Below are 25,632 nucleotides of genomic sequence, written 5' to 3' on the forward strand. Positions count from 1 at the left end.
GTCTGGGATCGAGCTTGTACCCAGACCGAGCGACGCCGTAGCGGTCCCGCAGAACTGCTGGCGCTGGCGCGGATCCACGGACCTTGGATCAGCTGGCGACCGCGGCCTTGAGTTCGGAACACTTCGCCGCGAACTCATCTATCAGCTCAGCGAGTTCGGCCAGAAGGCGTTGGACGTCGGCATCGTCGTTCACGGGCGTCCGCGGATTCGCCTCGAACCAGTCCAGGATGCGGCGCTCACGACTTGCGAACACCGAGGACTCACTCGCCTTGCCTGCCAAGAACTCCCGCCACCCCCGCTCCCGCTTCTCATCGCCGTTGCAGGCGCCACACGCCAAGACCAGATTCCCGAGGTGGTTGCCGCCGCCAGATTCTGCGTGATCGACGTGGCCCTCGCGATCGGCACGGCTGAGCTGCTTTCCGCAATACGCGCACTCGGCTCCGAAGTGATCCCACAACCCGTCGATGCTGAGCGGCCCCGGATCGAGGATCTCCTCGACCGTCCTGCGCATCCGGTTCTTCGCTTGCGCGATCGTGTTCTTCCGGCGTGGCTTCATGTTGCCTACGGCGCCTCCGATGCCCAGACCCTCGTGCGATCGAACGACACACCCGTGCGGATCGGTATCCCGAGGTGGCGTCCCGCGCGCCGCGCCGCACGACGCCAACGGTCAACATCTCCCACATCATCGACAAGCCGGAGGATGCTTCCGCCGCTCTCGTCGAGCTGCCTGACGATCTCCGTCGCGAGCCGCTCGATACGCACGCGTTCGAGGTCAATGACCTGCCCGCCAATTCGTTTCCGCACTTCTTGGTGACAAGGTGGTGACAACGTGCCTCCTCCGAGAAGCAGTGAAGGGGTTCCCGGCGACCGGAAACCCCTTCTGAACTGCTGTTTCGTTGGTGGCGGGGGCAGGATTTGAACCTGCGACCTTCGGGTTATGAGCCCGACGAGCTACCAGACTGCTCCACCCCGCGGCGGAGTCGGTCATTGTAGCGGGGCCACCGACAGCGCCAAATCGGATCTGCAACGATGCGCGGCATGGGGACCAACGAGACCTGGGTGGATGCCGCGAGCGGGCGCAAATTCTTCGTCGATGCGCCCGCCGCTGCTGACCGCCGCGACGACCTGACCTTCGTGCTGAACCTGCACGGCGGTGGATCCGTGGGCATGTGGCAGCGGCTGTACTTCCCGGCGCACGACTACGCCGACGAATTCGGGCTCGTCGTGGCGACGCCCTCGGCGCAGACGAAGCAGCCGATGAGCCACTGGAACGCCGAGGCCGACGACGAGCATCTACGGGCCGTCGTCGAAATGGTCGTCGACCGCTTCGGCGATCGGCTGCGGGCGTTCTGGCTCGCCGGGCATTCGCAGGGCGGCATGACGAGCAATCGTCTGCTGCGTGACCCCTGGTGGGCCGACCGCGTCGACGGCTGGCTGTCGCTGTCGGGCGGGCGCATCGGCACGGCCCGCTTCGTGGAGGATTTCGGCCCGCCGCGCACGGAAGAGGAGCGTGAGGCGATGGCCAAGTTCATGGCGGCGCGCCGGCGCGAGTCGGGCGCGTCGCAACCGACGCTGCACGACGCCGAGTTCTCGTTCGTCTTCGCCGTGGGCGAGCACGAGATCGAGGCGCTGCCCGACACGTCGCCGTGGCCGAACGCTTCGGGGCCGCGCCCCGGGTGCGCGAGCCCGACGTCGTCGACACCGAACCGGGCCAGGCGCACGACGGCCGCTTCGAGGGTCGCTACAAGCAGAGTTGGGGACGCGAGCCGCGTGGCGGCACGGCGAACGTGTTCGTGTATCCCGACGCGCACGACGGCCGCGTCGTCGCCGACGTCGTGCGCCTGGACAAGGGCCACACCGAAGGCCTCGAGCCGAATGTCACGCGCCGGCTCGTCGAGCTCATGGTCGGCGCGCCCGGCGGCAAGCTCAGCGCCGTGCGCGTTTGACGACGCGGCGCCCCACGAGCACGAGCGCGCCCGCCAACGCGACTAGACCGACGGCGATCTCCCACCACGGACGGGTCGAAGACGCCGCCGCACGCGCCGCCGCCGTCACCCCGAGCGCCTGGCGCGCCGCGGCGCGCGCCGCGATCTGCCGCGGCCGCACGGGTGTGAGCGCCGCCGGTGGAGGCGCGGGTTTCTGCGTGAAGTCGAAGTCGTTGCGCAGGTCGCCGAGCAACGGGTTGTCCTCGCGCACGTCGGGGCGCGGGTCGGGACGGCCGTCGGTGGCGGGATCGATGCGGGCGCTGGTGAGGAAGTCGTCCTCGATGAATTTGAGGTAGGCGTCGAACGACAGGGTCTGGTGGTCGATGTAGTGGCGGCGGGCGTAGGGACTGATCACGATGCCGGGCACGCGCAGGCCATAACCGTTGGCGTCGACGACCGGCGGCACGACGTGGTCGTAGAACCCGCCCCAGTCGTCCCACGCTAGGAAGATGGCGGTGCTTTTCCAGTCCGGCCCGTGGGCAACCGCTTGCACGAGTTCGTTGACGAAGGCCTGGCCGTAGCTGAGCAACGCCGGCGGGTGCTCGCTGAACTCGTCGTTGGGCACGACCCAGCTCACCGCCGGCAGCGTGCCGGCGCGCGCGGCGCGCACGAAGTGCGTCGTCGCTTGGATGTTGCCGAGTTGGTGGTTGTCGTGCACGGTCACGAAGTCGGGCAGCGGGTTCCAGATCTCGGGCGTCTTCACGTTCTGTGGCTTCGGCGGGCACGTGATGTCGCCGTCCTCGCAGTCGGGCTCGGTGCCTTCGGTGACGTAGTAACGCCAGCTCACCTTCGCCTGGTGCAGCAGATAGGTGAGGTCGGTCCAGCCGTAGTCGGGCGTGACGGTGGACCCCTCGTCGTCGTCGGCGTCGTGCACCGTCAGCAGCCCCGAGTTCAGGCCGGCATCGGTGTCGGGGTTCTGCAGGTTGCTCTTGCACGTAGCCGGCATGCGCGGCTGGTCGCACTTGGCCGACCAGCCCGACACCATGAACAAGTGCGACGGCAGGCTCCAGCCGCGATTGGGTTCGAACATGTGGTCCTGGAGCGTGTAGTTGCGGGCGTAGCTCCAGTACAGCGGGATCTCACGGGCGTCGTGCCACCCCATGACGTCGGTGCCCGCACCGCAGTCCGGATTGGTGTTGGCCACGCACGCATGCGAGACGCCTTCGACCTGGCGCAAGAAGCCGTCCATCTTGCCGCCGGCGATGTCGGCCACGGCGCTGCCGGCGCCGTGGGGCCCGCCGGCGTTGAGGTCGTCGGAATCGTGTACCGGGGGACGGCACACGCCGGCGCGCGGGTCGGGCACGCACGCGCCCGCCGGGATGCCGTCGGCCCCCGGGAACGTGCCGAAGTAACTGTCGAACGAGCGGTTCTCCTGCATGATCACGACGACGTGTTCGATCTTGTGGATGTCGTCGCTCTGACCGGCGGCGCCGCGCGCCGGTGCCGTCGCCAGCACCGCCGCGATCACGCCGACGGTAGTGAGCGCCCGCAGCGTCCGCATTCGTCGCATGGCCAGCGAAGCTAGATGCGATCGGGGTCCACCGGCGCGCGCGGCCGCGTCTTTACGCTGGAGCGCCATGCAGTTTCGTCGTCGCTCGCGTGACAACCACCCGATCGCGTCTGCGCTGGCCCAGGCGCAGCGCGCCGCGTTGGCCACCGCCGCCAGCGAAGCGCTGTCGGCCGAAGCCGATCGCATCGAACGCGCCATCAAGACGCTGGCGATTCACGCCCACGAACTCGAACAACGCGTCAACACGTTGGAGTCGCGCCTTGAAGACGTCGAGCGCCGCGCCACCGAGTCGCTGCCGTTGATGGTCGCGGCCAAACTCCACGTCGTGGGCGCCGATGTCGAAGCGACGGCCGTCGCCGCCGAGGCCGCCGAGCTCATGGGCGAGCTGGCCAACAGCGACGGCTACGTCCTGGCCGACAATCTCGCGTCACAGGTCGCCGGCATCGCCGACAGCCTCGACGCGTTAGCGGCGACCCTCGCCGCCAGTGCGCGCACGACGCCCTCGCTGCGCGCCCTACCGCCCGCGGTCTAAACCGCCTCGCAGACCGAGGCGGCGCGTCCAGCGCTTGCGCTCGATAACACCCGACGCGATCGCGATGCCGACCATCACCGCCGCGCCGACGACGGCGAGATACCAGCGCATCGTGGACGGGCCGAGCAGCGCGTAGCCGTCGTAGAGCCGGCCCGCGAGGTAGCCGCCGACGGCGCCGAGCGCGCCGGCGCCGATCTCCCACCACACCTCGTCGTCAGCCGCGACCAGGCGTGGCGCCAGCCGCGTGTCGCGGAACAGCACGCGCAACAGGCCGTGGCGTCCGGGGACGACGAGGCGCCCCACGAATCCCACGGCCGCGCCCAGGCACAGCACAAGCACCAATGCAGCGATCATCGCCGCAGTAGTGCCCGAATGGGCGGGGTTCTATGCCGAAGTCGATTTGCTCGACGAAGCGGCCTGGTCGGCCGACTGCTGTTGCTGCGCCTTGTTGAGGTCGTCGCGCGCCTCCGACACGTGCTGCTGGTAGCCGGCGAGATCACCCTCACGCAGCGACTTGTCCGCCGCGTCGAAGGCTGCCTGCGCTTTGGCCAGCAAGTCCGCAACCGTCTGCGAGGGCTGCTGCGTCTGGCCACCACCCTGGCTGTTACCCGCGCCTTCCTCCTGCGTCGGTGGCGCGCTGCCGAACAGCTGGGTCAGCGCGTCCTGCAACGTGTCGCCGATGGCGACATCGCCGGCGTGCCACACGATCACCTTGCGCAGCTGCGGGAAGGCGGTGTCGCCCTCGGCCTGCACGTACATCGGGCGCACGGCGATGATCGAGGTGCCCAACGGCAGCATCACGATGTTGCCGCGCTTGATGCGCGATCCCGACTGGCCGAGGAACGTCTCGGCCTGGGCGACGGCGGGATCCGACTGCATCTCGGACGCGATCACGACAGGGCCCGCCACGTTCTGATCCGCCGGCATGACGTAGGCCTCGAGCTTGCCGTAACTGTCGGGGTCGCTCTTGGCCACCATGAACGCCGTGAGGTTCTTGCGCGAGTCGTTCGACGAGCGCGGCACGAAGGGCTGGAGGATCTGGAACTCGGCGCTCTGATCGGTGGGCAGCCGGGTCAGCACGTAGTACGGCTCCATGCGCACGACGGCTTGGCGCGTCACGCCCGGCGTCGGCACCGACGTGTTGGTCGGCGACGCACCGAGGTCACCGGTACCGGGATCGGGCGCCACGTTCCAGGCATCCGACGCCGAGAACCAGTCGTCGGGCTTGGTGAGGTGGTAGCGGCCGAACATCGAGGTCTGGATTCGGAACAGGTCCTCGGGATAGCGCAGGTGGGCGCGCAGGGCGTCGGGCATCTGCGACGCGTCGGTGAACAGCTTGGGGAAGATCTTGCTGTAGGCCAGCGCCACGGGGTCCTTGGTGTCGAACCGGTAGAAGGTCATCTTGCCGGTGAAGGCGTCGACCGTGACCTTTACCGAGTTGCGCACGTAGTTGAAGTTCGATACGAGCCCGCTGTTGTTCGGCACGCGGCTGGTGTCGGCCGTCTGCGCGTACGGGTAGTGGCTGCTCGTGGTGTAGGCGTCGAGGATCCAGATGATCTTGCCGTCGAGGATCACGGGATACGGGTCGCTGTCGTAGCGCAGGAACGGCGCCACCTTCTTCACCCGCTGGGTGATGTCGCGGTAGTAGATGGCCCGCGACTTGGGCGTGATCTGTCCGGAGATCAACAGGTTCTTCTCGCCGAAGCGGATGGCGAAGGCCAGCTTGCGGGCAAAGCTCGACAGGGCGACGCCGCCACCGCCCTCGTAGTGCGAGGCCGCGCCCGGCGCGTCGAGTTCGGGCTGCTTGGTGTTGACCACCGCGTAGCTCGACAGGTTCTCGCCGAAGTACACGCGGGGCTGGGTGATCTTGGGTTCGCCGACGGGCGGCACGTCCTTGAGCGTGAAGACGGGGTTGCCTTCGCTCGTGGCCGCGTTCGCCGGCGCCACCACCGCGCCGTACCCGTGGGTGTACTGGAGGTGACGGTTGACCCACGACCGGCCGCCTTCGGGCAGACCCGCCGAGTTGAGTTCGCGCGCCGAGGCCATCACCTGGGTCTTCTGGCCGTCGATGTCGTAGCGGTCGGCGTCGACGTCGTTGAACTGGTAGTAGCTCTTCTGCGACTGGAGGCTTTCGAAGGTGTCGTTGGTGAAGTTCGGGTCCCACAGCCGGATGTTGCGCACCGTGTCCTGGTTGGCTGCCAGGTCGTCGGAGGTGAGGTTGTCGTTGTACTGGTACTGCGAGATCGACACGTTGGTCAGGCCGAGCGCGGCGCGCGTCGCCACGATGTTGCGCTTGATGTAGGGCCGTTCCTTCGAGTTCTCCTGCGGGTTGACGCTCAGGCTCTGCACCGCCGCAGGGATGATGCCGCCCACGACAACCGACAACACCAGCCACAAGCTGACCGCCACCGCCGGATACGTCCAGCCGCGGCGGCGGATGTTGACGAAGAACAGCGCGGCGGCCACGAGCGACGCGAACAGCAGCAGGTTGATCGCTGGCAGACGCGCCTTGAGGTCGGTGTAGGTGGCGCCCTGCACGATGCCCTTGCCGGAGTACAGGATCGACCAGCGCTGCACGAGATAACCGAACGCCTTGACGAGGGCGAGCGCGGCGAACAGCACCGACAGATGGGCGCGCACCTGGGGCGTCACCCGGTCGAGGGCGGCGGGCGCGAGCCGGATGCCGCCGTTGAGGTAGTGCGCCACCGCGCTGAGCACCGCGGTGATGAGCACGGCGGTGAACAGCCAGCCGACGAGGAACTGGAGGAACGGAAGCCGGAACACGTAGAAGCCGACGTCGCGGCCGAACAGCCAACCCTTCAGCGGATCCTTGACGCCGAAGGACTGGGCGTGGCGGAACAGCAGCCAGTGCTGCCACTCGCCCGAGGCGCTGGCGCCGGCGATGAGCGAGAACAGGATCGCCACGACGAGGCGCAGGCGCCCGGCGTTGTCGCCGACGGTGTCGCGATAGCGGGCGACGATCTCGTCGCCGGGGCCGAGCGGCCGGAAGCCGGGTGCCAGCCGTTCGGTGAGCACGAGGTTGCCCCACAACAGCGCGAAGAACACGAGGCCGAAGCCCAATACGAGCAGGAACTGCGTCCCCACGATGCCGCGGAACACGCGCGTGAAGCCGACCTCGGAGAAGAACAGGTAGTCGGTGAACGTGTTCGACCCGCCACGGAGCAGGAACCACAAGAGGAACAGCCCGGCGATGATCGGGAGCAGCGCGATGCGCCGCCCCGCCCGCGGCCCGCGCCGCGGCAAATCCGTCACGTTGGTCACAACGCAGACGCTAGACGGCACTCCGCCGATCAAGCGGGCGGGCGGGGGTGGGGTCCCCGCCCGGGCCGTGAGCGGAGCCCTCGGGCGGAGCGAACCGAAGAGGCCGCGCTAGGCGCTTGGGACGATCACGCACCGGCAGCCCGGGTGGGCGGGCGGGTGCAGGTGCCCCGTGGGGTAGGCGGTGCCGATGGTGACGGGACCGGCCAGGCCGTTGTCGTCGCAGTCGGTGCAGCACGGATGCTCGGGATCGCTGGCCCACACGCCGGTGACCCCCGGTGGCGTCGCATGGTGGACACCGACGGCCCACGCGGCGGCCAGCCAGTCCTCCGACAGCCGCATCGAGCGCTGCGACTTGGCTTCGCGGTAGGCGGAGCTCACGCGGTCGGTCGCGGCGAACTGGTCGTCGCCGACGGCCGCGGCTTCGTGCAGGCGCTCGTCGAGCCGGCGGCGCAGCGGGAGGATCAGCTCCATCGCCAGGTCGTTGGCGACCGTCGTGATCGCCAGCGTCGGCACGTCGAGCTTGCTGCCGCTCAACGCCGCCCCGGCGCGAGCGGCTTCGGCCAGCATCGGCTCGACGATCACGGCGTAGGCGGCGAGGTGCTGGGTTTCGGCCCCGAGGACGGTCTCGGCGTCGGGCGTGCCGCGTGCCGAACGCAACCGGTCCAGCACCAGGTTCTGCTCGTCCTGGAGCGCCCGCTTGATGCGACGCGTCAGCTGCTCTTCGAGCGGCCCGATCGCTTCGCGCCGCGCCGCCACCCGCTCCGCCGCGACGTCCGGCTCCGGCTCGGCTTCGGGCACCGGCTCCGGTTCCGCCTCGACGGCGACCACAGGCTCCGGCTCGGGCTGGGGTTCGGGCTCGACCGCAACCACGGGCTCCGGCTCCGGCTCCGGCTCGACTTCCTCCGAACTGGTCCTGTCCAGCACCGGATTCCGGTCCTCGACAGGACCAGTTCCGGGAGGGGCAGGGGGCGTGACCGGGGGACGGGCGCCTTTGCCCTTCTTGCGGTGGGGGCGGCTCGGCGGCGCGGCCTCCACGACGGGTGGCTCGGGCGGCAGGTCGAGCAACGGGACCGACGCCAGTGAGTCGGCGCGGTTCGGGTCGAGGGCGGCGTTGAGCCGCCGGCCGACTTCCTCGGCGGCGCGCCGGGCCTCGTCGTCGGCGACGCCTAACTCGGAGGTCGCCTGCTCGAGGGTGGTGCGCACGACTTCGTAGGCCTGCAACAGCCGCTCGCGCCCGGCGCGCAACTGTTCGATCTGGGTGTTGGCGACGCGGCGCCGGCGCCGTACGTCGGACAGCACGTCGTTGCGCTCGGCCTTGGCCGCTTCGATCGTCTCAGCCGAGATGCGTTCGGCTTCCTCGCGCATCGCCGCCGCGGCCGTGGTCGCTTCGCTCGTCACGCGCTCGGCTTCCTCGCGCGCGACGCGCAGGATCTCGGCCGCTTCGGCCTCCGCGGCGGCGCGCCGAACCTCCAGCACGCCGGCGGCTTCGGTCGTCAACTTCGACGACTCGTCGCGCGCCTGCTGCACCACGCGCTCCACGTGCTCCTCGGCGCGCCCGCGGATCTCGGCGGCGGCTTCGTGCGCGCTCTGCAGGATGCGCGCCGTCTCCTCGCCCAGCGCCGACATGAGTTGTGCTTCGCCGATGACGGGGTTCTCGGCGCGTGTCTCGGCGTCGCGCAGCCGGCGCTGCAGGTCTTCGTTGTGGGCCTGCAGGGCGCGGACGTGGTCGGCCACACCGCGGAGAAACTCGCGAACTTGGTTGACGTCGAAGCCGCGCAGAGCCGTACGGAATCCGACCCGCGCGATGCCTTCGGAGGTCAGTGGTGCACGATCAGCGGGCCGTTGTTCGGCCATCCGTCCACGTTAACGACGGTGGCGGCGCCGGTCAGTGACCGAGGAGACCACCGACGAGGTTGTCGAGGCCGTCGACGAGCGTATTGACGGGATTGGTCGGCGGCGCCGGCTCGGTAACGGGCGGGGTGGTGACGACGGTCGAGGGCTGGGTTACCTGGACCTTGGGCGTCGTCGTCGGCACCTTCACCGTGGGCGTCGCCGGGATGTTCGGGGTCGTGTCGAGCGGCGGCAGCGCCGTCACGGCCTTGTCGACGGTGTTGGCGACGGGCACGACGACGCTGTCGATGCCAGCGAATACGGGCGGCAACGCGTGCACGCCCTGCTCGAGCGCGATCAGTCCCCACGACGCGCCTTCGGAGCGCAGCTTCAGCGCGGCGTCGACCCCCGCGTCACCGAGGTGGGCGGCGCGGGCCAACTCGGCGGCGACGACGATCTCGCCGACGGGTTGATTCTGCAGCAGCGTGAGGTCCTTGAACCCGGTGACGTCGATGACCTTGGTGACGACGTCGGCGCTGTCGTTGGCGATCTGCATCGTGAGGCCGCGGCTGCGCGCGCTCAGCGCGGCGTCGAGTTCGATGGCGGTGCCAAGGAACTTGCGGTCCCACGCGTCGGCCGGATTGATGACGAGCGGGGCCAGCGTGATGAGCGACGAACCGTTGCCGGCCACGATCGCCCGGCGCAGGCGGGTGACGCCGACCATGTCCGTCGCCGAGTGCACGACGGCGGCGCCGCGGTAGATGTCGACCTCGAGGGTTAGGCCTTGGCGGACACGGGCGAGGCCGTTGACCTCGGCGGTGGCGGCGCGCATGGCGACGCTGATGTCGTTGCCCTGCACGAGCACGTCACCGCGGGTGATGCGGGGCAGGTGGCTCGTGATGGCGATGACCGAGCCGGCCGACGCGTACAGCGTGCCGACCGCCGTGCGCAGCGCGGCGACGCCCTGGTTGACCGAGACGGTGTCGCCGGCCCGCAGCAGCGCGTCCGCTGCTGCGACCGGCGTTCCCCGGTGGACCGTGACCGCGGCGTCACCGGGAATGATTCGGGCAGTGCCCGGGAAGACTTTTGGCGCCGGGGTCCCGCCGGCGACGGCGAGGCCAGCACCCACGGCTCCGACGGCGATGAGGGCCCCGACTCCCACCACGAGGGCGCGCCGAAGTGGGCCTCGACTGAGAGCCAAAGGAAGAAGCTGAGTTGTTGCGGTCACTTCCTCTTTATCGGCAGGGCGGGCACGAATACTGAGAACAACGAGCCACCTTTTTCTTGGGGCTCGACCGTGACCGAGCCGCCGTGGGCCTCGGCGACCCGCTTGACCAACGCCAAACCGAGACCAAGGCCGCCGAAACTGCGCGTATCGGAGCCATCCGCCTGCGCGAAGTCCACGAAGGCGTTGGCCCGCTCCTCCGCCGACATCCCGATGCCGCGGTCGGCCACCGAGAAGACCACCCGTTTGTGGCCCGGATCATTCGCAACGCTCACGACGATGCGACCACCGTCAGGCGAGAACTTGACGGCGTTGTCGACGAGTTCGTCGAGGACCCGCGTGAGCCAGGTGCGGTCGGCGCGGATTTTGGGAATCCCGCGGCCGACCTTGCGCACGATCTGATGCTTGCCGTCGACGGTGTGGGTCCAACGGGCCACGACGTCGTTGACGAGTTCCTTCGGGTCGAGGTCCTCAGGGCGCAGCATGACGCGGCCCGCGGCGGTCGAAGCGAAGAACTCGAGCATCTCGACGATGCGCTCGAGCCGCTTGGCCGAGTCGAGGATCTCGGTCTGGAGCGTCTTCTGTTGCTCGGGCGTCATGTTGCGCCGCGTAAGCAGCTGACTGAAGCCGATCACGCCCGCCAGCGGCGTGCGCAGCTCGTGTCCGACATGGGACAGGAACTCGGTCTTCATGCGGTCGACCTCGCGTTCACGCGTCAGGTCGCGCAGCACGAACACCCCGCCGACGAGGTCGGCCGAGCGGCCGCGCAGCGCGCCGCCCGACACGATGACGGGCACGGCTTTGCCCTCGCGAGGCGTGAGGGTCGCCACCGCCGTCCACCGGCGCGCCATCGGCTGGCGCAGACGCGGCGAGAGATCTTGGCCCTCGTCGCTGACGAGGCGCACCACGTCAGTCGCCGGCCGGCCTCGCGCCGTGGCGGCGTTGACGCCCATGAGCTCCTCCGCCGCGGCGTTGAAGTCCGTGACGCGTCCACGCGCGTCGACGGCGACGAGCGCCTCGCCCATGCCGGCGACGATGGCCTCGAGCCGGTTGCGCAGCCGCGCTTCTTCTTCGGCGGCGTGGCGCAGCGCGTCGGTTTGCTGCTGGAGGGAGCCGGCCATGGCGTCGAAAGTCGAGCCGAGCACGCCAACTTCGTCGGTGGTGTCGAGCCCGGCGCGCGCCGACAGGTCGCCGCCCTGAATGGCGGCGGCGGCCACGGTGAGGCGACGCACGCGTGCCCCGATGCGTTCACCGACGAAGGCGGCGAGCAGCAGCGACAGGAGCGTGCCGCCCAGCGCGATCACGAACAGCGTCTTGAACAGCGAGTCGCGGGTGTTGTCGACGATCGTCGTGGGCGTCGAGGCCACCAGCACCATGAGCGGCGTGCCGCCGGTGTCGGTGACGGGCCGGTCGGCGAAGAACAGCCCGTCGAAGGTGGCCGACTTCGGCAGGCCGGTCGCCAGCACCTCGCGACTCAGGGCGCGCGAGCGGGTGCCCGTCGGAAACTCCGGCGTCGACGCCAGGCGCTCGGTGCGGGTGACGAGCGCGAGGTGCAGCCGCGGGTCGTAGATGGAGCGGCCGTTGAGATAGCCGTCGTCGAGTGGGAAGGCGGCCACGACCGTGCCGAGCACTGTCTGGCCCCCGGTCGGTGTCTCGGCCGCGACCGGCTTGACGCCCAGCGCGATCGCCTCGTGGTTGACCACTGCGATCGTGTCGACCTCGACGCTGCGGGTGACGGCTTCGTTGACGGCCTGGGAGCCGGCGATGGGCACGAGCGACGCCGGGTCGAGGCCCGTCGCCCCGAGCACGACGCCCGACGTCGAGTAGTAGGCGATCGGGATGTTGGAGAGGAACTTCTGGGACAGCTCAGCGAGGTCCTGGTCGAGCCGGCTGCTACGCACCGGGTTGGCGGCGAGCTCGAACAGCAGACTGCCGCGGCTGGTGGCGAGTGACTGCCCGACGAGGCGCGCCCCGCGCAGGGCGAAGTCGTGCTGGGTGTTGAGCAGGTCGACTTCGGTCTTGGCTTGGGCGTCAAGGCGCACGATCGCTTCGTGTTCGACGGTCGACGACAGCACCGACGACAGCGCCAGCGACAGGACCAACACCATGATCAGCAACACGCCGGCGGCCGACGCCGCCACCCGGGCAGCCAGCGAGCGGCGGCTCGCCATGATCACGGCCGCCAGCACGAGGACCGAGCCGACGATCAGCGCGCCGTCGCCCGGCGCCTTGTTGTCGAGCGAATGGCCGTAGATGGCGAGGGCGATGGCGGCGGCGGCGACCCAGAGCAGGCGGCGGGTGACGCCTCGCTCCTCCCACCAGAACGATCCGACGGTGACGACCACGATGCCGAGGCCGCGCAGCACCGAGATCTCGCCGGAGGCCCCGTGCACGACGAGCGAGCCGCGCAGGAACGCGGCGGCCGCCAGCAGGCTGAACCCGACACCGAGGGGGGCCCGCACCCAGTTCGGGCGGACTACGACTTCGCCACGCAATAGCGCCATCGCCAGGCCGGCCGCTGCGGCCAAGAAGGCCACGAACTCGGCCGCAAAGGTGAATTGTGCGCTCGTCGACATGGGTGTTTGGCCGCCGAACCTGCCCCGGCGGAACAGTTTGGGTTGATTGCCCCGTTCCCCGCCATGACCCACGAGGGCCAATCCGGCATAGTCCGAATTAACTAGTTACTTCGGCAGCGCCTCGCCTCCGTTCGCCCGCAGCGCCGCCAGGGCGTCGGACAACGTTGTCACTTGCACGACCTTGAGGTGCTTGCCGGCGTGGGCCTTGGCGGTGGCGAATTCTCCGGGAGGCACGAGGAACAGCGTCGCGCCGGAATGGCGCGCCGCCGCGGTTTTCTGCACGACGCCGCCCACGTCGCCGACGGTGCCGTCGAGGTCGATCGTGCCCGTGACCGCGACGTTGCGCCCGCCGGTCAGTTCGCCGGGCGTCAACTCGTCGATCAGCGCCAGGGTGAAGGCCAGGCCCGCCGACGGACCGCCGACGCCGCTCGTGTCGATCGACACCGGGAACGGCAGGTCGAACTTGTGGTCCTTGGTGGCGAGCGACACGCCGAGGCACGGCACCGCTCCCGACACCACCGCGATCGAACACGAGGTCTCGGTGCGGCTGCCGAGGCGGATCACCGGATGGGTGACCGACTTGTCCGCCTTGGTGACGGTAAGGGTGACGTTGTCGCCCGACTTGTGACGCTGCAACGCGCTGATGGCGTCGGAGGCCAGCGCGGTGGGCGTGCTGTCGACGGCGGTGATGACGTCGCCGGCCGCCAGCTGGCCCGTCGCCGGCACCTGGCCCGACGACAGCGCCCCGATAAGCGCCCCGGCACCGTGTTCGGGCACGGGGTAGTTGAGCGTGCGCAGCGCCAGGACGACGGCGTTCTCCTTCGAATCGTCCATGTCCTGGGTGGCCTGCTGGTTGTACTGCTGCTTGCTCGACGTCCCGTAGATCTCCTTGCGCGAGATCACCTCGATGTCGGGGTCGAAGTAGTCGCGCACGAGGTCGAAGGGACGCACCACGGACTGGAGCGACACCGTCATCAGCAGGAAGCTCGCCTTGGGCTTGTGCTCGTACTGCGCCGGCACCTTGAGCAGCGGGTTGATCGGCGACGCGCCGCCGGGGGCGAGCTCGACGTAGGGCAACTCGATGGTGCTCACGACGAGCAGGACGAGTCCGAGCGCGATGATCGGCAGGCCGGCGAGGGTCCACCAGCTCTTCTTCGGGCGCTCGGGCGGCGACCAGCTGAGCGGTCCTGGCACTACCCTCCCGGGCGTGTCGCGCGGTGCGCTTGTGCTCGTAGAGGTGGCCATGGGTCGCCCAAAGACTGCCACGTCGCCGCGCGCGGATGGAATCGGGAACGAGCTGTGAGTAACGAACACGACGATCTCTTCGACGACCTCCAGGTGTCGTGGCTGCGCGAGGCCGACCTGCTCGACGACTGGCACGACGCGCCGCCAGACCCCTATCCGGTGCCGGCCGGGAGCGAAGTCGCCGACGCGGTGGACGCCTTCGAGGTCGTCGAAACTGCGGCCGCCGTCGAGGCACCACCCGCCCAGACGACTGAGGACCAGACGCCGCCAGCACCGGCGCCGCAGCCCGATCCGGTGCCGATTCCGCAACCCGATCCGGTGCCCGTCCCCCCGCCCGAGCCGGTGCCGGTCCCCGAGCCCGATCCCGTGCCCCTGCCGCCCAACGAGCCCGTACCGGCGCCGCCGTCGAGCGCGTTCGAGACACCCGAACCGGTCACGATGTTCCAGCCGGAGTTCGGAGCCATCGTCGAGCCCGCGCCCGTACCGGAGCCCGAACCGGTGGCGAGGGTGTACGAGCCGCCTCCGGTCTACGAACCGCCGGCACCGGCGCCCGAGCCGGTGGCGGAGGCGCCGGCGTGGGAAACCGACTTCGACGACTACGACGACTTCGACGCCATGGTCGCGGGCGAGGCCTTCGCCGACGACACCGCGGCTTACGCGCCCGATGCTCCGCAGTGGGACTTCGAGCCCGAACCCCAACCCGTCATCACACCGACGCGGGCGCCGGTACCGCGACGCCCGCGCGCGCCGCGCGCACCGATGGGCGCGCACAAGTCGCGATCACTGGTGGCGCTGGTGTCGCTCTCGGCGATGCTCGGCATCGCGCTCAGCGCGGCGGTGATCGCGCTGATCTTCGCCGCGACGATCGTCATCCAGCACGCGCTCGGCTAGGGGTTACTCGGCGACGGAGTCGACGAGGGCGAGGTGCACCACGTAGCGCTGCTTCGCCGAGTGCGGCGGGTGGCAGGCGAACAGGGTCCCTGTCGCCGTGTCGGTCTGGTCGACGATCGACAGGTTGTTCGGGAACACGACTTCAGAGCCCGTCACGCTGTACGTCGACTTCACGCCGTTGATGTGGAAGATGACCAGGTCGCCCGGCACGAGTTCGTTGATGCGCAGGAACGGGTGCGTGTGCGTGACGCGGTGGCCGGCGAACACCGTGTTGCCGACTTCGCCCGGCATGGCCGTACCCGGCCAGTGGCTCGGGCCTTGGTCGATGTTGCGCAGCGAGATGCCGTGGAAGATCGGGTGCACGAGGCCGATCTTGGGAATCTCGATCGTGCCGATCCGGACAATCGGCTCAGCGGCGTACGCGTTGGCCGGTGCCGAAACCGGCCGCGACGGGCGCGTCACCGCGACGGGTGCGGTGGTCGTCGTCGGGGGCTCGGTGGTGCTCGTCGTGGTCGGGACCGCCGACGCGAGCAGCGGGCTGTCGGCGAACTTCTCCTGCCGCTGGATGACGGCGGCGCCGAACAGCGACAGCGCCATCCCGGCGACGAGCACGATGATCAGGCGCTTCGTGCTTCCCACAGACAACAGTGTTCTATGTCCAGCGGCGAAACTCCTGCTTCGGCGCCCCGCCGGCGCGCCGCCGCCCTGGCCGGCCACACCGGCGACGCCGACGCGGCGCGGGCGTTGCTCGACGACGCCGACCCGGCGGTGCGGGCCACGGCGTACGCCGCGCTGGACCGGCTCGGCGCCCTCGACGGCGCGTTGCTGCTGCGGGCGCTCAGCGACGCGCACCCCGACGTGCGCCGGCGCGCCGCGACGCTGGCGGCGCGGACCACCGCCGGGGCGGAGGTCGCCGACGCGCTGCTGGAGTTGCTCGGCGACGACGAGTCGCTGGTAGCCGAGGCCGCGGCGTGGGCCCTGGGAGAATGGGAGGCGGACAACCCGCGCCTCGACGACACCATCGCCGCCCTGCGCACCATGACGACGAGTCACGAAGAGCCGCTGTGCCGCGAGGCCGCTGTCGCCGCCCTCGGCGCCATCGGCGACGCCCGCGGCCTCGACGCCATCCTCATCGCCTGCAGCGACAAGCCGGCCGTGCGCCGCCGCGCCGTGCTCGCCCTCGCGCCCTTCGAGGGCGACGCCGTCGAAGCTGCCATCGACCGCGCCCTCACCGACCGCGACTGGCAGGTCCGCCAGGCCGCCGAAGACCTCCGCCGCTAACCCGTGTGCGGAGTTGCTCCAGGCAAAGCCGGAGCAACTCCGCACACGGCAGTCGGGCTCGACCTAGCGGTCGGCGCCCATGAACATCACTCGCAAGGACTCGAAGGATTCAAGGCACTTCCCGGCGCCGAGCACGACGCACTCGAGCGGGGCGTCGACGAGGTGCACCGGAATCTGGGCTTCCACTGCGATGCGCTTGTCGAGGCCGTGCAGCATGCCGCCGCCGCCGACGAGGTGAATGCCCTGCTCGATGAGGTCTTGGGCCAACTCGGGCGGCGCCTGCGCCAGGCACTGCAGCACCGACTCGGTCATGGCCTTTACGTTCTCTTCGATCGCCTCGCGCACGACTTCGGGCGTGAGGATCACGGTCTTGGGCAGACCGGACATGAGGTCACGCCCGCTCACCTCGACGCCGGGCGGTAGCCCTTCGACTTCGGGGAAGGCGTTGCCCACCGACATCTTGATCTCTTCGGCCGTGCGCTCCCCGATGGCGATGCCGAACTCACGGCGCACATAGGACTGGATCGACGCGTCGATGTCGAAGCTGCCCACGCGCACCGCGTTCAACGCCACCACGCCGCCGAGCGAGATGACGGCGGTCTCCGACGTACCACCGCCGACGTCGACGACCATGTTGCCCAGCGGCTCGTGGATCGGGAGGCCGGCGCCGATCGCCGCTGCCATCGGTTGTTCGATCAGGAACGCGGCGGCGGCGCCGGCGCGGCGCGCCGCTTCCTCGACGGCGCGCTTTTCGACTTCGGTGATGGCCGACGGCACGCAGATCAACACCCGCGGCCGGTTGAACCGCGACACGCCGGCGCGCTGCAACAGGAGGCGGATCATGCGCTGGGTGATGTCGAAGTCGGTGATGGCGCCTTGGCGCAGCGGCCGGACCGCGACGATGTAGCCGGGCGTGCGCCCGATCATCTGCCAGGCCTCGCGTCCCATCGCCAGCACCTCCTGGGTGCGGCTGTTGAGGGCGATCACGCTCGGTTCGTTCAGCACGATGCCGACACCCTTCGCGTATACGAGGGTGTTGGCCGTACCGAGATCGATGGCGAGGTCTCTAGCCAGCGTCGCCGTCCCGGAAGCGGTCGGCGTCGTGCTCGCGTGCGCGGTCAGGCGCGAGCGCGTTCAGCTCGCGACGGAACGCGTCGACGCTCGTGTCGACGCTGCTCGGTTTGCGCTGCCGCAACCAGATGATCGTGCAGCCGATAGCAGTGAAGACGACGGCGAGTCCGAGGAAGAGAAGGTTGCCCATGAGTCGGTTTCCAGCGTAGGCGGGGCGATGCCTACGGTGAGTATGCCGCCGGTAACCTCGACGCCGTGGATCCGCTCGACTCGCCCGGCGACGAGTCCGAGCGCGGCTGGGTCGACCCCGACGACCGCCTCTGGCGTCATCCGTCCGAGATCGGGGCGTCGCTGGCGGCCCGGACCGCCGCCCCCGCCACCCGCCCGAAGTCACCCAACGCGTGGGCTGTCGCCGGGCTGGCCGGCGCCATAGGCGCGCTGCTCACCGCCGGGTTGATCGCGGCCGTCGGCGGGTTCTCGACGCGTGAACTGCCGGTACGCAGCGTCGAACACGTCGCCGTCGGCCAGAACGTGAGCGCCCGCCTTTCGGACAGCACCGACCCCGCCGTCGCGGTGGCGCAAAAGCTGCGGCCCTCCATCGTGCAGGTCACCGGCGACACCGACAGCGGCAAGGTCAGCGGCTCGGGCGTCGTGTTCCGCGACGACGGCCACATCCTCACGAATCATCACGTGGTCGACGGCGCGTCGAACGTGAAGGTGATCGCCGCCGACGGTCGCGCCCTCGACGCCCGCATCGTCGGCAGCGACGAGGACACCGACATCGCCGTGCTGAAGGTCAACGCCGAGATGCCGGCCGCCACGCTCGGCAGCGTGCGCAACGTGCAGGTCGGCGAGCAGGCGATCGCCATCGGTTCGCCCCTCGGTCTCGAGGGCGGACCTTCGGTGACCGTGGGCGTCGTGAGCGCGCTCGATCGCCCCTTCGACACGCCCGACGGCCCGCTGCTCGTCGACATGATCCAGACCGACGCGCCGATCTCGCCCGGCTCGTCGGGCGGCGCGCTCGTCGACGCCGCCGGCAACGTTATCGGCATCACGACGGGCATCGCCGTCGGCGGCGGCGACGCCATCACCGCACAGGGTCTCGGGTTCGCCACGCCGATCGACATCGCGCGCGACGTCGCCGAACAGATCGTGACGACCGGCAAGGTCGTACACATCTGGCTCGGCGTGCGCGGCGAAGACCTCGACCCGGCAATGGCCAAGACGCTCGGCGTCGACGGTGGCGCCCTCGTGCGCGAAGTCGTGAGCGGGAGTCCCGCTGCCCGCGCCGGCATCAAGAGCCAGGACGTGATCATGACCGTCAACGGCAAGCCGGTGCAGTCGATGGCCGACGTCGTCGTGTCGGTGCGCGGCCGCAAAGCCGGCGACAGCGTGAAGGTGACGGTGTGGCGCGGCTTGCACGCCCACACCTTCACCGTGGTGCTCCAGCCCCGCGACTAAGCCGCAATCGGTATGCGGAATGTGCCCCGATGGGGCACATTCCGCATACCGATTGGCTAGGGCTTGCGCATGCGCCGGGCGATGGCGATGCCCGCCGCCGCCAGACCCGTCGCCGCCGCGCCGCCGATGGCCACCATCGACAGTTCCTGACGCTTCGTGGGCGACAGCCGCTGGTACCAGGTGGGCCGGCGGGTGGCGACGAGTGCCTCGCGGTTGTCGTACACCGGCGTCCAGCCTTCGCTGCGCAACGCGTCGCTCGCCACCACCCACGGGTGTTGCGTCAGCGCGGCGGTGCCGCGGTCGATCGTCTTGCCGAGGCGAAGCCGACGGGCGACGTTGCGCACCTGCTCGGGCAGCGCCACCACGCGCCCGCCCGACAGCGCCCGCGCCTCGTCCTCGGTGATCCAACCGGCTGGGGCGACGTTGCGCACGCCGGTGATGCCGTTGTCGAGCACGACGGCCACCGCCGCCGCGAGATCCTCGACGTGGAGGAACTGCACCGGACGCGTCCCGTCACCCGAGCCGAGCCCCGAGACACCGTCGAACTCAGCCGCGGGCCAGTCGGGTCCACCGGGCACGACGACGGTGCAGGGCCGCAGGATGGTGACGCGGCACGCCGGATGGTCGGCCGCCCACTCGTGAGCCCGCCGCTCGATCTCGGCCCGGGCGAACACCTCGTCGATGCCGGGGTTGGGTCGCATGATCGCGTCCTCGGTCAGCGGGACGGGGTTGTCGGCCCAGGCGCCGTAGACCGCCGCGGTCGACAGCAGCACCACGTGGTCGGCGCCGATGCCGGCCGCGGCGTCGAGCACCTCCTCGGTGGCCGACGGGTCGGCGGCGTGCACCACCGCACTGGCGCCGGCGAGCGTGGCCTTCAGTTCGATGGCCGATCCCGACGCGTTGGCGTCGATCACCGCGTGCCCGGTGTTGCGCAGGCGCCGTGCGATCGCGGCGCCTACTGACGTATGTGCCCCGAGAACTGCCGTCGTCGCCATCCCTCTACGATGGCGCTTATGACAGACGACGGTCCAGTCGGGGGGAACCCGTTCGACGGCATCCCCCTGTTCAAGGACCTCGCCGGCATGTTCCAACAGGCGGGAAGCCTCAATTACGACATTGCTCGCCAGACGAGTTTGTGGGTGGCGACGGGTGGCAAGAGCGAGCCCAACGTCGATCCGGTGCAGCGCATGCGCTACGAGGAGTTGTTCACCATCGCGGCGTTGCACGTCGGTGAGGCGACCGGTCTCGTTATCGAAGCGGCCGCCGCCGCCGTGCAGATCGCCACGCGCGCCGAGTGGGCGGCCACCGCCCTCGACGCCTACAAGCCGATCCTCGAACGGCTGGCCGAATCGGTCAGCAACGCCCAGGCGCCGGACGCGTCTGACGAGCTCGACGAGATGGCCGGCTTCCTCGGTGGCCTCGGCAAGATGATGAGCCCAGTGCTCATCGGCATGCAGGCCGGGGTGATGGTCGGCCAACTGGCCCAGCGCGGCCTCGGCCCGTACGACCTGCCGCTCCCGCGCCCCGCCGGCGCCCGCGTGCAGATCCTGCCCGCCAACATCGACGCCTTCGCCGAGGAATGGAACCTGCCGATCGACGACCTGCGTCTGTGGGTCCTCGTCGAAGAGTTGGCCTACCACGTGATCCTTTCGGCCGAGCCGGTGCGGGCACGCGTCAACCAACTCGTCGCCGAATACGTCGGCGGGTTCAACGTCGACTCGTCGGGCATCGAGGACCACCTCGGCGAGATCGATCCGACCGACGCAGCATCGCTCGAACGCATCCTCGGCAATCCCGAAGTCCTCCTCGGCGCCATCCAGACCGACGCGCAGCGCGCCACGCTTTCGCAGTTGACCGCCGCGATCGCCGCCATCCTGGGTGTCGTCGATCACGTGATGGACGTCGTCGGCCCGCGCATCACGGGCCAGCCGGCGGTGCTGTCCGAAGCGCTGCGGCGCCGCCGAATGGGCAAGGACGAGGACCAGAAATTCGCCGAGCGCATGCTCGGGTTGTCGCTCGGCCCCGAGACGCACAGCCGCGGCGAGAAATTCGTCGAGGGCGTTATCGAGCGCGCCGATCCCGACGCGCTCGCGCAACTGTGGACGAAGAAGAACGGCCTGCCGACTCCGGCCGAGATCGACGCGCCCGGCCTGTGGCTCGCCCGCCTCGAATTCGAAGATTGACTACCGAGCGCGGAAGCGCTGCTGCGCGCCCTGCTTGGTGAGGCCGTAAACCTCGCCGATCTCCGTCCACGTCGCGCCACCGGAGCGCGCCGAAGCAACGTGGGCCGCTTCGAGTCGCTCGATCGCCTCGCGCGCCCGTCGAATCAGCGCCAGCTGCAACAACGCATCGGACTCGCGCGGCAACTCGCGCATCGCCTTCACCACAGTGGACACACGCTTCGCGTCGCTGGCCTTCACCACGCCATTGTTGCCGATACGCGACGTCAATGGTACGTTGACGTGCCCTCGTCAACAGATCATTGACGCAGTCGTCAACGGGTCGTTGACTCGATCAAGGAAGGGGGACTGACCTTGTCGAAGAAGAAGGACAAGAAGAAGGACAAGAAGAAGCGCAAGAAGAACAAGAAGAAGTAACTACGAAAGCGGCCCTCCCGATTCGGGAGGGCCGCTTTCGTAGTCACTACGGCGTCGCCTCTGGGCCTGGCTCTGCGGGCGCAATCGGCTGAGCCAGGATCGACTCGGCGTAACTCAGTGGCGCCTGCACGACCTCCGGCTCGGACTCGGACTCGTCGCGCCGGCGGTAGCGCTTGCGGATCACCCGTTGCGCGAACCACGACGCGTCCGCCAGCAAGGCGATGAGGAGCACCACGAAGAGGAGCGCGTGATTGCTGGTCGTCGCGCTGACGCTCGTGATGGGGCCCGCGCCGCTCGCCGCCACGGTCCAGTGCAGCTTGCCGATGACGGGCGCGGGCACGCGCACGCGCTGCGTGTGCGTCCACGTTGCTCCGGCGGCGAGCGTGCTCGGTCCGTTGATGCGCACGTACCGCGCCTGGTCGTTGCCGCGGCGACCGGCGCGCGCCGTGAGCTTGATGTCACTCAGCGCTTCGGGCACCAAGTTGTGTACCCGCACCGTCAGCGCGTACGTCGTCGCCCCGCCGAGTTGTGACCGCACCCAGGCGCCGAATCCGGCACCGGCGCGACGCACCGAAAGCTCGACCGACAGCGGCGGTTCGTCCGCCGCGTTCACGATCGGCGCCACGGGATGACCGATAACTTCGATCGACGCGAACGCGACGAGCGACTGCGTCGAGTTCGTCACTTCGATTACGCACGGACACGGCGCCGGCGGTGCCGCGACCTCGAAAGGCACCGACGCGCTCTGTTGGAACTGACTGATGCCGTAGCCGAGGCTGCGGGTGACGGCACAGTCGACGCTGCCGCGGTGGGCGTCGTTGCCGCAGATCGTGATGACAACCGACTGCTGCTTCGGCCAACCCTTGAGGCTGACGATCACCTTCTGTCCCGGCGCGGCGGCCGCGGGCGCGACGCTGACCGACGGCGTCGCGGCGCGCGCCGGAGCGGTTGCGAACAGCACCAACCCGATAAGGGCGGCGCCGAGTGAAGCGGCCCCCGCCTGCCTTCGGCTCATTCCCCGGCGGTGCGCCTTCGGTACGACCGTCGGGCGTAGAGGCTCAACGCGACGATGGTCGCGAGCGCGATCACGCTCCAGGGAACGGCGAGGGTCGCCGCGCTCCGCGACGTCACGCCGAGATGGTGCGCCAGCACGTCGTCGGGATCGACCTTGGCGGTGGCGAAGTCGAGAAAGGTCGCCGGCATGCCGGAGAACGTGGCGTGCAGCGTGACGCCTTGACCAGGGAGCAACTCGGGCACGTCGGCCTGCTTCGTGTTCTTCTTGCCGAGCCCGAACAGCCCGCTGGCCGACACGCGGTGCTTGCCCGCCAGCCGCACGTTGCCCTGGTTCTCGACGCGGTAGGACACGACCGACTTGCCGGAGAACGGGTTGAGCGACGGCTTGTACGTGTTGGTGACTTTGGTGATCGTCAGCTGCGGCGTCAGCTTGCCGGCGACGCGGATGTACATGCGCGTACCGGTGCGACGGTCGACGTTGACGACCTGGCCGTCGGGGCCGGTGCCCTGCGCGATGCTCGAGGCCAGGATTGCACCCGCGTGGTCACCGGGGGCCGCCTGGCGCGGCACCGCCACGGTGATCGGCACCACCGCCTGCGTCTTGGCCGGCAGCGCCAGGTTCTCCTGGTCGACCTTGACCCACGTACCGACGTCTTTGGCCTTCTGATTCGCCGGCAGCGCGTCGAAGGCACCCTGCTCGTTGTTGAACGCGTCTGTGGGATACAGCCGGAAGTCGAGCGGCACGTTCGAATAGTTGTAGAGGACGACCTCGTCGTGGATGACTTGTCCCGGCGTCACCGAATACGTGAGGAACGGGCGCTCGCTCGGCTGGGTGGGGTCGACCGACGGCCCCACCGGTGCGACGGCCCACGCGTTGACGACGGTATCCGAGCCGATCGGCTCGTCGATCGGATCGCGGGTACCGGGAGCGGTCGTTGTCGTCGTCGACTTCGCGGGCTTCGCGGCGTGGGCCGGCGGAGCGGTCGCGCCGAGCGCGAGAGCGGCGGCCAGGGCCAGCCCGAGTCGTCGCCACTTCTTCATGCGTGCAGTCTTCCTTCTCTACCGTGAAAAACCGCAAGCGGTAGGAGACGACCGAAGCCGTCCCCTACCGCTCGCGAGCGTTGCTTGCGAACTACTGGAACTACAGGGCGTTGATGGTCAGCGTGCCGGCGTAGTTGCCGTTGTGGGCGTGGATCGGGATGAGGAGCTTGATCCGCGCGTCCAGGGTGGCGATACCGAGACCCGGGGTTGCATCCGGCGCCTGGATCACGGCCTGCGCCGTGCCCGCACCTGCGCTGCCCTGGGTGTTCGGGACCTCCGTCTGGGTCACGTAGTTGACCACCTGGTCGTAGGTCTGGCCGTAGCCGTCCTGGAAGGCCGGAGTGTCGGTCTTCTGGGCGGTCCAACCGAGTTCGTTGCCGCTGATCGTGGTGGCGTCGCTCTGGTTCGTCAGGTCGCTCATGGCGAAGTTGACGGTCCAGCCCGGGTCGGTGTCACGAGTGTCGACGACGGTCACCTGGTTGAGGCGACCTTCGGCGGCGAAGAACTGACCGACGCCGTTGGTGCCCGCAGCACCCGGACCGGCGACGAGCTTGGCGTTGCCGAGGGCGATGCCGCAGTGCGTCGGGTACGTCGCGTTCGGCGTGCCGTCGGGGTTCTGCGGGTACGGGTACTGGCCATACGACGTGGCGTTCTCACCCGTGGGCTGCGAACCGGTGGCGCTGGCCGCCGAGGCGTCGAGGCCGCCCGGGAAGCCGTACTGCGCCGTCTCGGCCGGCATGGCATCCCACTTGCCGCACACCTGCGTCAGCACGAGCGTGCCGTTCGGACGACCAACGGTGATGTCCTGGAGCAGGATGGCATTCGACAGCGGGGTGCTCTGCACCGACGACGCCAGCGAGGTGCCGGCGGCGCCGTAGGTCACCGTGAAGGTGTAGAGCTGACCGGCCACGAGCGAGCCGACGGTGTCGTCGGACGTGCTGCGCGTGTCGGTCGCCACGTGACCCGCCGAAGCCGGCAGGCAAGGGCTGGTGGCCGGCAGCGTGCAATAGTCGACGTTGTAGCTGTCGGTGCCGAGCAGGGTGGCGTCGTCCCAGTTGAGGGTGACGGTGTTCGGTGACGGCGTGGCCGACAGATTGGCGACCGCCGCGCGAACGGGCGTGCCGCTGAGTTCGTTCGAGTCAGCGCTGATGCCCACCGAGTTCACCGTGTGCAGGCGGAAGTAGTACTGCGTGCCGTAGGCCAGACCGGTGACGGTGCGCGGCGAGGTGCACGAACCGCTGACGCCGGAGTTGAACTCGGAACCGCCGGGCGTCGTGCCGACTTCGATGACGCAGTCGGTCAGCGCCGGGTTGGCGGCGGGGTTCGTGAAGGCAACCGACGCCTGGCCGCTGGTGGCGGTCGTCGTACCCGGGGTCACCGACGTGATCGTCGACGGATCCGGGGCGGTGCCGTTCTCCCAGTGGATGTTGGCGTTGCCGCCGCCGGGCGACGACACCGTCATCTTCACTTCGTAGAAGTTCTTCAGCTGCGTGGCGCTCGCCGACCCGAGGGTGCAGGCGATGCCGAGCTTGTAGACGCCGGCGGGGATGTCGCCGGGCGAGAACACCTCGAAGTTGGCATCGGGCAGGGGCAGGATCGCACCGTCACCAGCGTTGGGCGCCTGGTTCAGGATGGGCGAACCCGTCGTGGTGTACAGCGGCTGGATGAACGTCGAGCCGACGCTCTGACCAGCGTAGGTCGGCGGCACGAGCGGACCGCCGGAGTCGAACTCCAGCTTGGTCGTGTCGACCGAGTTCGGGACCATGTAGGTCTGGACGCGATAACCGGCAGTGCCGTCACCCGGACACACGGCGCCGGCAGTCGGACGCAGCGTGAAGGTCGTCGAGCCATCACCGCTCTGGAGGTTGGCAGCACCACCAGAGGTTTTGATGGTCGCAGCACCGCTGAGCGTGCCGTCCGCGAAAGCGGGCGACACGTTCAGGAAGGGCGCCACACCGGCGGCCAGGGCAAGACCCGTGGCTGCCGCGAGGGCGCGCTTAAGGCGAGTATGCAACGATGGAATTCCTCTCTTAGGAGAATCAGCTTGTTTGTGAGCAGTCTTCGAAGGGAGCCCGAAGTCGAGCGGATAGG

Annotated in this window: 23 protein-coding genes and 1 tRNA gene; 7 read left to right on the plus strand and 17 right to left on the minus strand. The window is 69.4% G+C overall.

Annotated elements, in window-relative coordinates; translation table 11 throughout:
- Positions 1-88: 88 nt before the first annotated feature.
- Positions 89-556, minus strand: coding sequence for an HNH endonuclease (locus VHC63_16730; protein HVV38256.1), 468 nt, complete (start codon positions 554-556; stop codon positions 89-91).
- Between the two features lie 74 nt (positions 557-630).
- Between VHC63_16730 and VHC63_16735 the strand changes: the two genes are divergently transcribed.
- Positions 631-825: a hypothetical protein gene (locus tag VHC63_16735; GenBank protein HVV38257.1), complete on the plus strand. Its 195-nt coding sequence runs from the start codon at positions 631-633 to the stop codon at positions 823-825.
- 72 nt (positions 826-897) lie between these two features.
- Here VHC63_16735 and VHC63_16740 read toward each other — a convergent pair.
- Positions 898-974: transfer RNA gene (locus VHC63_16740), tRNA-Met, on the minus strand.
- Between the two features lie 64 nt (positions 975-1,038).
- On the opposite strand from VHC63_16740, the gene VHC63_16745 reads away from it, so the two are divergent.
- Positions 1,039-1,992, plus strand: a complete 954-nt coding sequence (locus tag VHC63_16745) for a hypothetical protein (protein HVV38258.1) — start codon at positions 1,039-1,041, stop codon at positions 1,990-1,992.
- On the opposite strand, the gene VHC63_16750 is transcribed toward VHC63_16745, so the two are convergent.
- Positions 1,927-3,495 carry an alkaline phosphatase family protein gene (locus VHC63_16750; protein HVV38259.1) on the minus strand — a complete coding sequence of 523 codons (1,569 nt, stop codon included), beginning with the start codon at positions 3,493-3,495 and terminating at the stop codon, positions 1,927-1,929. The genes VHC63_16745 and VHC63_16750 overlap by 66 nt on opposite strands.
- A 67-nt stretch (positions 3,496-3,562) precedes the next feature.
- Between VHC63_16750 and VHC63_16755 the strand changes: the two genes are divergently transcribed.
- Complete coding sequence (locus VHC63_16755; GenBank protein HVV38260.1) at positions 3,563-4,027, plus strand: hypothetical protein; 465 nt, start codon at positions 3,563-3,565, stop codon at positions 4,025-4,027.
- Here the strand turns inward: VHC63_16755 and VHC63_16760 are convergent.
- The 6 genes from VHC63_16760 to VHC63_16785 all read right to left on the minus strand — a co-directional run bounded on the left by VHC63_16760 (position 4,010) and on the right by VHC63_16785 (position 14,134).
- On the minus strand, positions 4,010-4,381 hold the full coding sequence (locus VHC63_16760; GenBank protein HVV38261.1) for a hypothetical protein: 372 nt from the start codon (positions 4,379-4,381) through the stop codon (positions 4,010-4,012). The genes VHC63_16755 and VHC63_16760 overlap by 18 nt on opposite strands.
- A 30-nt stretch (positions 4,382-4,411) precedes the next feature.
- Positions 4,412-7,309: a UPF0182 family protein gene (locus VHC63_16765; GenBank protein ID HVV38262.1), complete on the minus strand. Its 2,898-nt coding sequence runs from the start codon at positions 7,307-7,309 to the stop codon at positions 4,412-4,414.
- Between the two features lie 108 nt (positions 7,310-7,417).
- Entirely contained in the window at positions 7,418-9,163 is a 1,746-nt protein-coding gene (locus tag VHC63_16770; protein ID HVV38263.1) for a DivIVA domain-containing protein, read from the minus strand.
- A gap of 31 nt (positions 9,164-9,194) precedes the next feature.
- A complete protein-coding gene (locus VHC63_16775) occupies positions 9,195-10,301 on the minus strand; it encodes a hypothetical protein (GenBank protein HVV38264.1) in 1,107 nt (368 codons plus the stop codon).
- A gap of 62 nt (positions 10,302-10,363) precedes the next feature.
- Positions 10,364-12,940, minus strand: coding sequence for an ATP-binding protein (locus VHC63_16780; GenBank protein ID HVV38265.1), 2,577 nt, complete (start codon positions 12,938-12,940; stop codon positions 10,364-10,366).
- 105 nt (positions 12,941-13,045) lie between these two features.
- The gene (locus tag VHC63_16785; protein ID HVV38266.1) at positions 13,046-14,134 is read right to left on the minus strand and encodes a S16 family serine protease; all 1,089 of its coding nucleotides are present in this window, start codon (positions 14,132-14,134) and stop codon (positions 13,046-13,048) included.
- Between the two features lie 105 nt (positions 14,135-14,239).
- Here VHC63_16785 and VHC63_16790 point away from each other — a divergent pair, with 105 nt between their 5' ends.
- Entirely contained in the window at positions 14,240-15,076 is an 837-nt protein-coding gene (locus VHC63_16790) for a hypothetical protein (protein ID HVV38267.1), read from the plus strand.
- Between the two features lie 3 nt (positions 15,077-15,079).
- Here VHC63_16790 and VHC63_16795 read toward each other — a convergent pair whose 3' ends face one another.
- Positions 15,080-15,715 (minus strand): class E sortase, encoded by a 636-nt coding sequence (locus VHC63_16795; GenBank protein HVV38268.1) that lies wholly within the window; start codon positions 15,713-15,715, stop codon positions 15,080-15,082.
- Positions 15,716-15,730: 15 nt separating this feature from the next.
- Here VHC63_16795 and VHC63_16800 point away from each other — a divergent pair, with 15 nt between their 5' ends.
- Positions 15,731-16,357: a HEAT repeat domain-containing protein gene (locus VHC63_16800; protein ID HVV38269.1), complete on the plus strand. Its 627-nt coding sequence runs from the start codon at positions 15,731-15,733 to the stop codon at positions 16,355-16,357.
- A 63-nt stretch (positions 16,358-16,420) separates the two neighbouring features.
- Here VHC63_16800 and VHC63_16805 read toward each other — a convergent pair whose 3' ends face one another.
- Together VHC63_16805 and VHC63_16810 are read right to left on the minus strand one after the other, a co-directional pair.
- A complete protein-coding gene (locus VHC63_16805; protein ID HVV38270.1) occupies positions 16,421-17,431 on the minus strand; it encodes a rod shape-determining protein in 1,011 nt (336 codons plus the stop codon).
- Positions 17,424-17,618 (minus strand): hypothetical protein, encoded by a 195-nt coding sequence (locus tag VHC63_16810; protein HVV38271.1) that lies wholly within the window; start codon positions 17,616-17,618, stop codon positions 17,424-17,426. The genes VHC63_16805 and VHC63_16810 overlap by 8 nt, the downstream gene beginning before the upstream one ends.
- A 65-nt stretch (positions 17,619-17,683) precedes the next feature.
- Between VHC63_16810 and VHC63_16815 the strand changes: the two genes are divergently transcribed.
- Positions 17,684-18,889, plus strand: a complete 1,206-nt coding sequence (locus VHC63_16815) for a trypsin-like peptidase domain-containing protein (GenBank protein ID HVV38272.1) — start codon at positions 17,684-17,686, stop codon at positions 18,887-18,889.
- A 56-nt stretch (positions 18,890-18,945) separates the two neighbouring features.
- Here VHC63_16815 and VHC63_16820 read toward each other — a convergent pair whose 3' ends face one another.
- Positions 18,946-19,884 (minus strand): NAD-dependent epimerase/dehydratase family protein, encoded by a 939-nt coding sequence (locus tag VHC63_16820; GenBank protein HVV38273.1) that lies wholly within the window; start codon positions 19,882-19,884, stop codon positions 18,946-18,948.
- 18 nt (positions 19,885-19,902) lie between these two features.
- Here VHC63_16820 and VHC63_16825 point away from each other — a divergent pair, with 18 nt between their 5' ends.
- Positions 19,903-21,072 (plus strand): zinc-dependent metalloprotease, encoded by a 1,170-nt coding sequence (locus VHC63_16825; protein ID HVV38274.1) that lies wholly within the window; start codon positions 19,903-19,905, stop codon positions 21,070-21,072.
- Here the strand turns inward: VHC63_16825 and VHC63_16830 are convergent, their stop codons facing one another.
- The 4 genes from VHC63_16830 to VHC63_16845 all read right to left on the minus strand — a co-directional run bounded on the left by VHC63_16830 (position 21,073) and on the right by VHC63_16845 (position 25,555).
- Positions 21,073-21,309 (minus strand): hypothetical protein, encoded by a 237-nt coding sequence (locus VHC63_16830; GenBank protein ID HVV38275.1) that lies wholly within the window; start codon positions 21,307-21,309, stop codon positions 21,073-21,075.
- A gap of 223 nt (positions 21,310-21,532) precedes the next feature.
- Entirely contained in the window at positions 21,533-22,501 is a 969-nt protein-coding gene (locus tag VHC63_16835; GenBank protein ID HVV38276.1) for a hypothetical protein, read from the minus strand.
- Positions 22,498-23,541: a DUF916 domain-containing protein gene (locus VHC63_16840; protein HVV38277.1), complete on the minus strand. Its 1,044-nt coding sequence runs from the start codon at positions 23,539-23,541 to the stop codon at positions 22,498-22,500. The genes VHC63_16835 and VHC63_16840 overlap by 4 nt, the downstream gene beginning before the upstream one ends.
- Positions 23,542-23,641: 100 nt before the next feature.
- Positions 23,642-25,555: a fibronectin type III domain-containing protein gene (locus tag VHC63_16845; protein ID HVV38278.1), complete on the minus strand. Its 1,914-nt coding sequence runs from the start codon at positions 25,553-25,555 to the stop codon at positions 23,642-23,644.
- Positions 25,556-25,632 lie beyond the last annotated feature (77 nt).

The organism is Acidimicrobiales bacterium, from assembly GCA_035546775.1.
GTDB lineage: Bacteria > Actinomycetota > Acidimicrobiia > Acidimicrobiales > JACCXE01 > JACCXE01.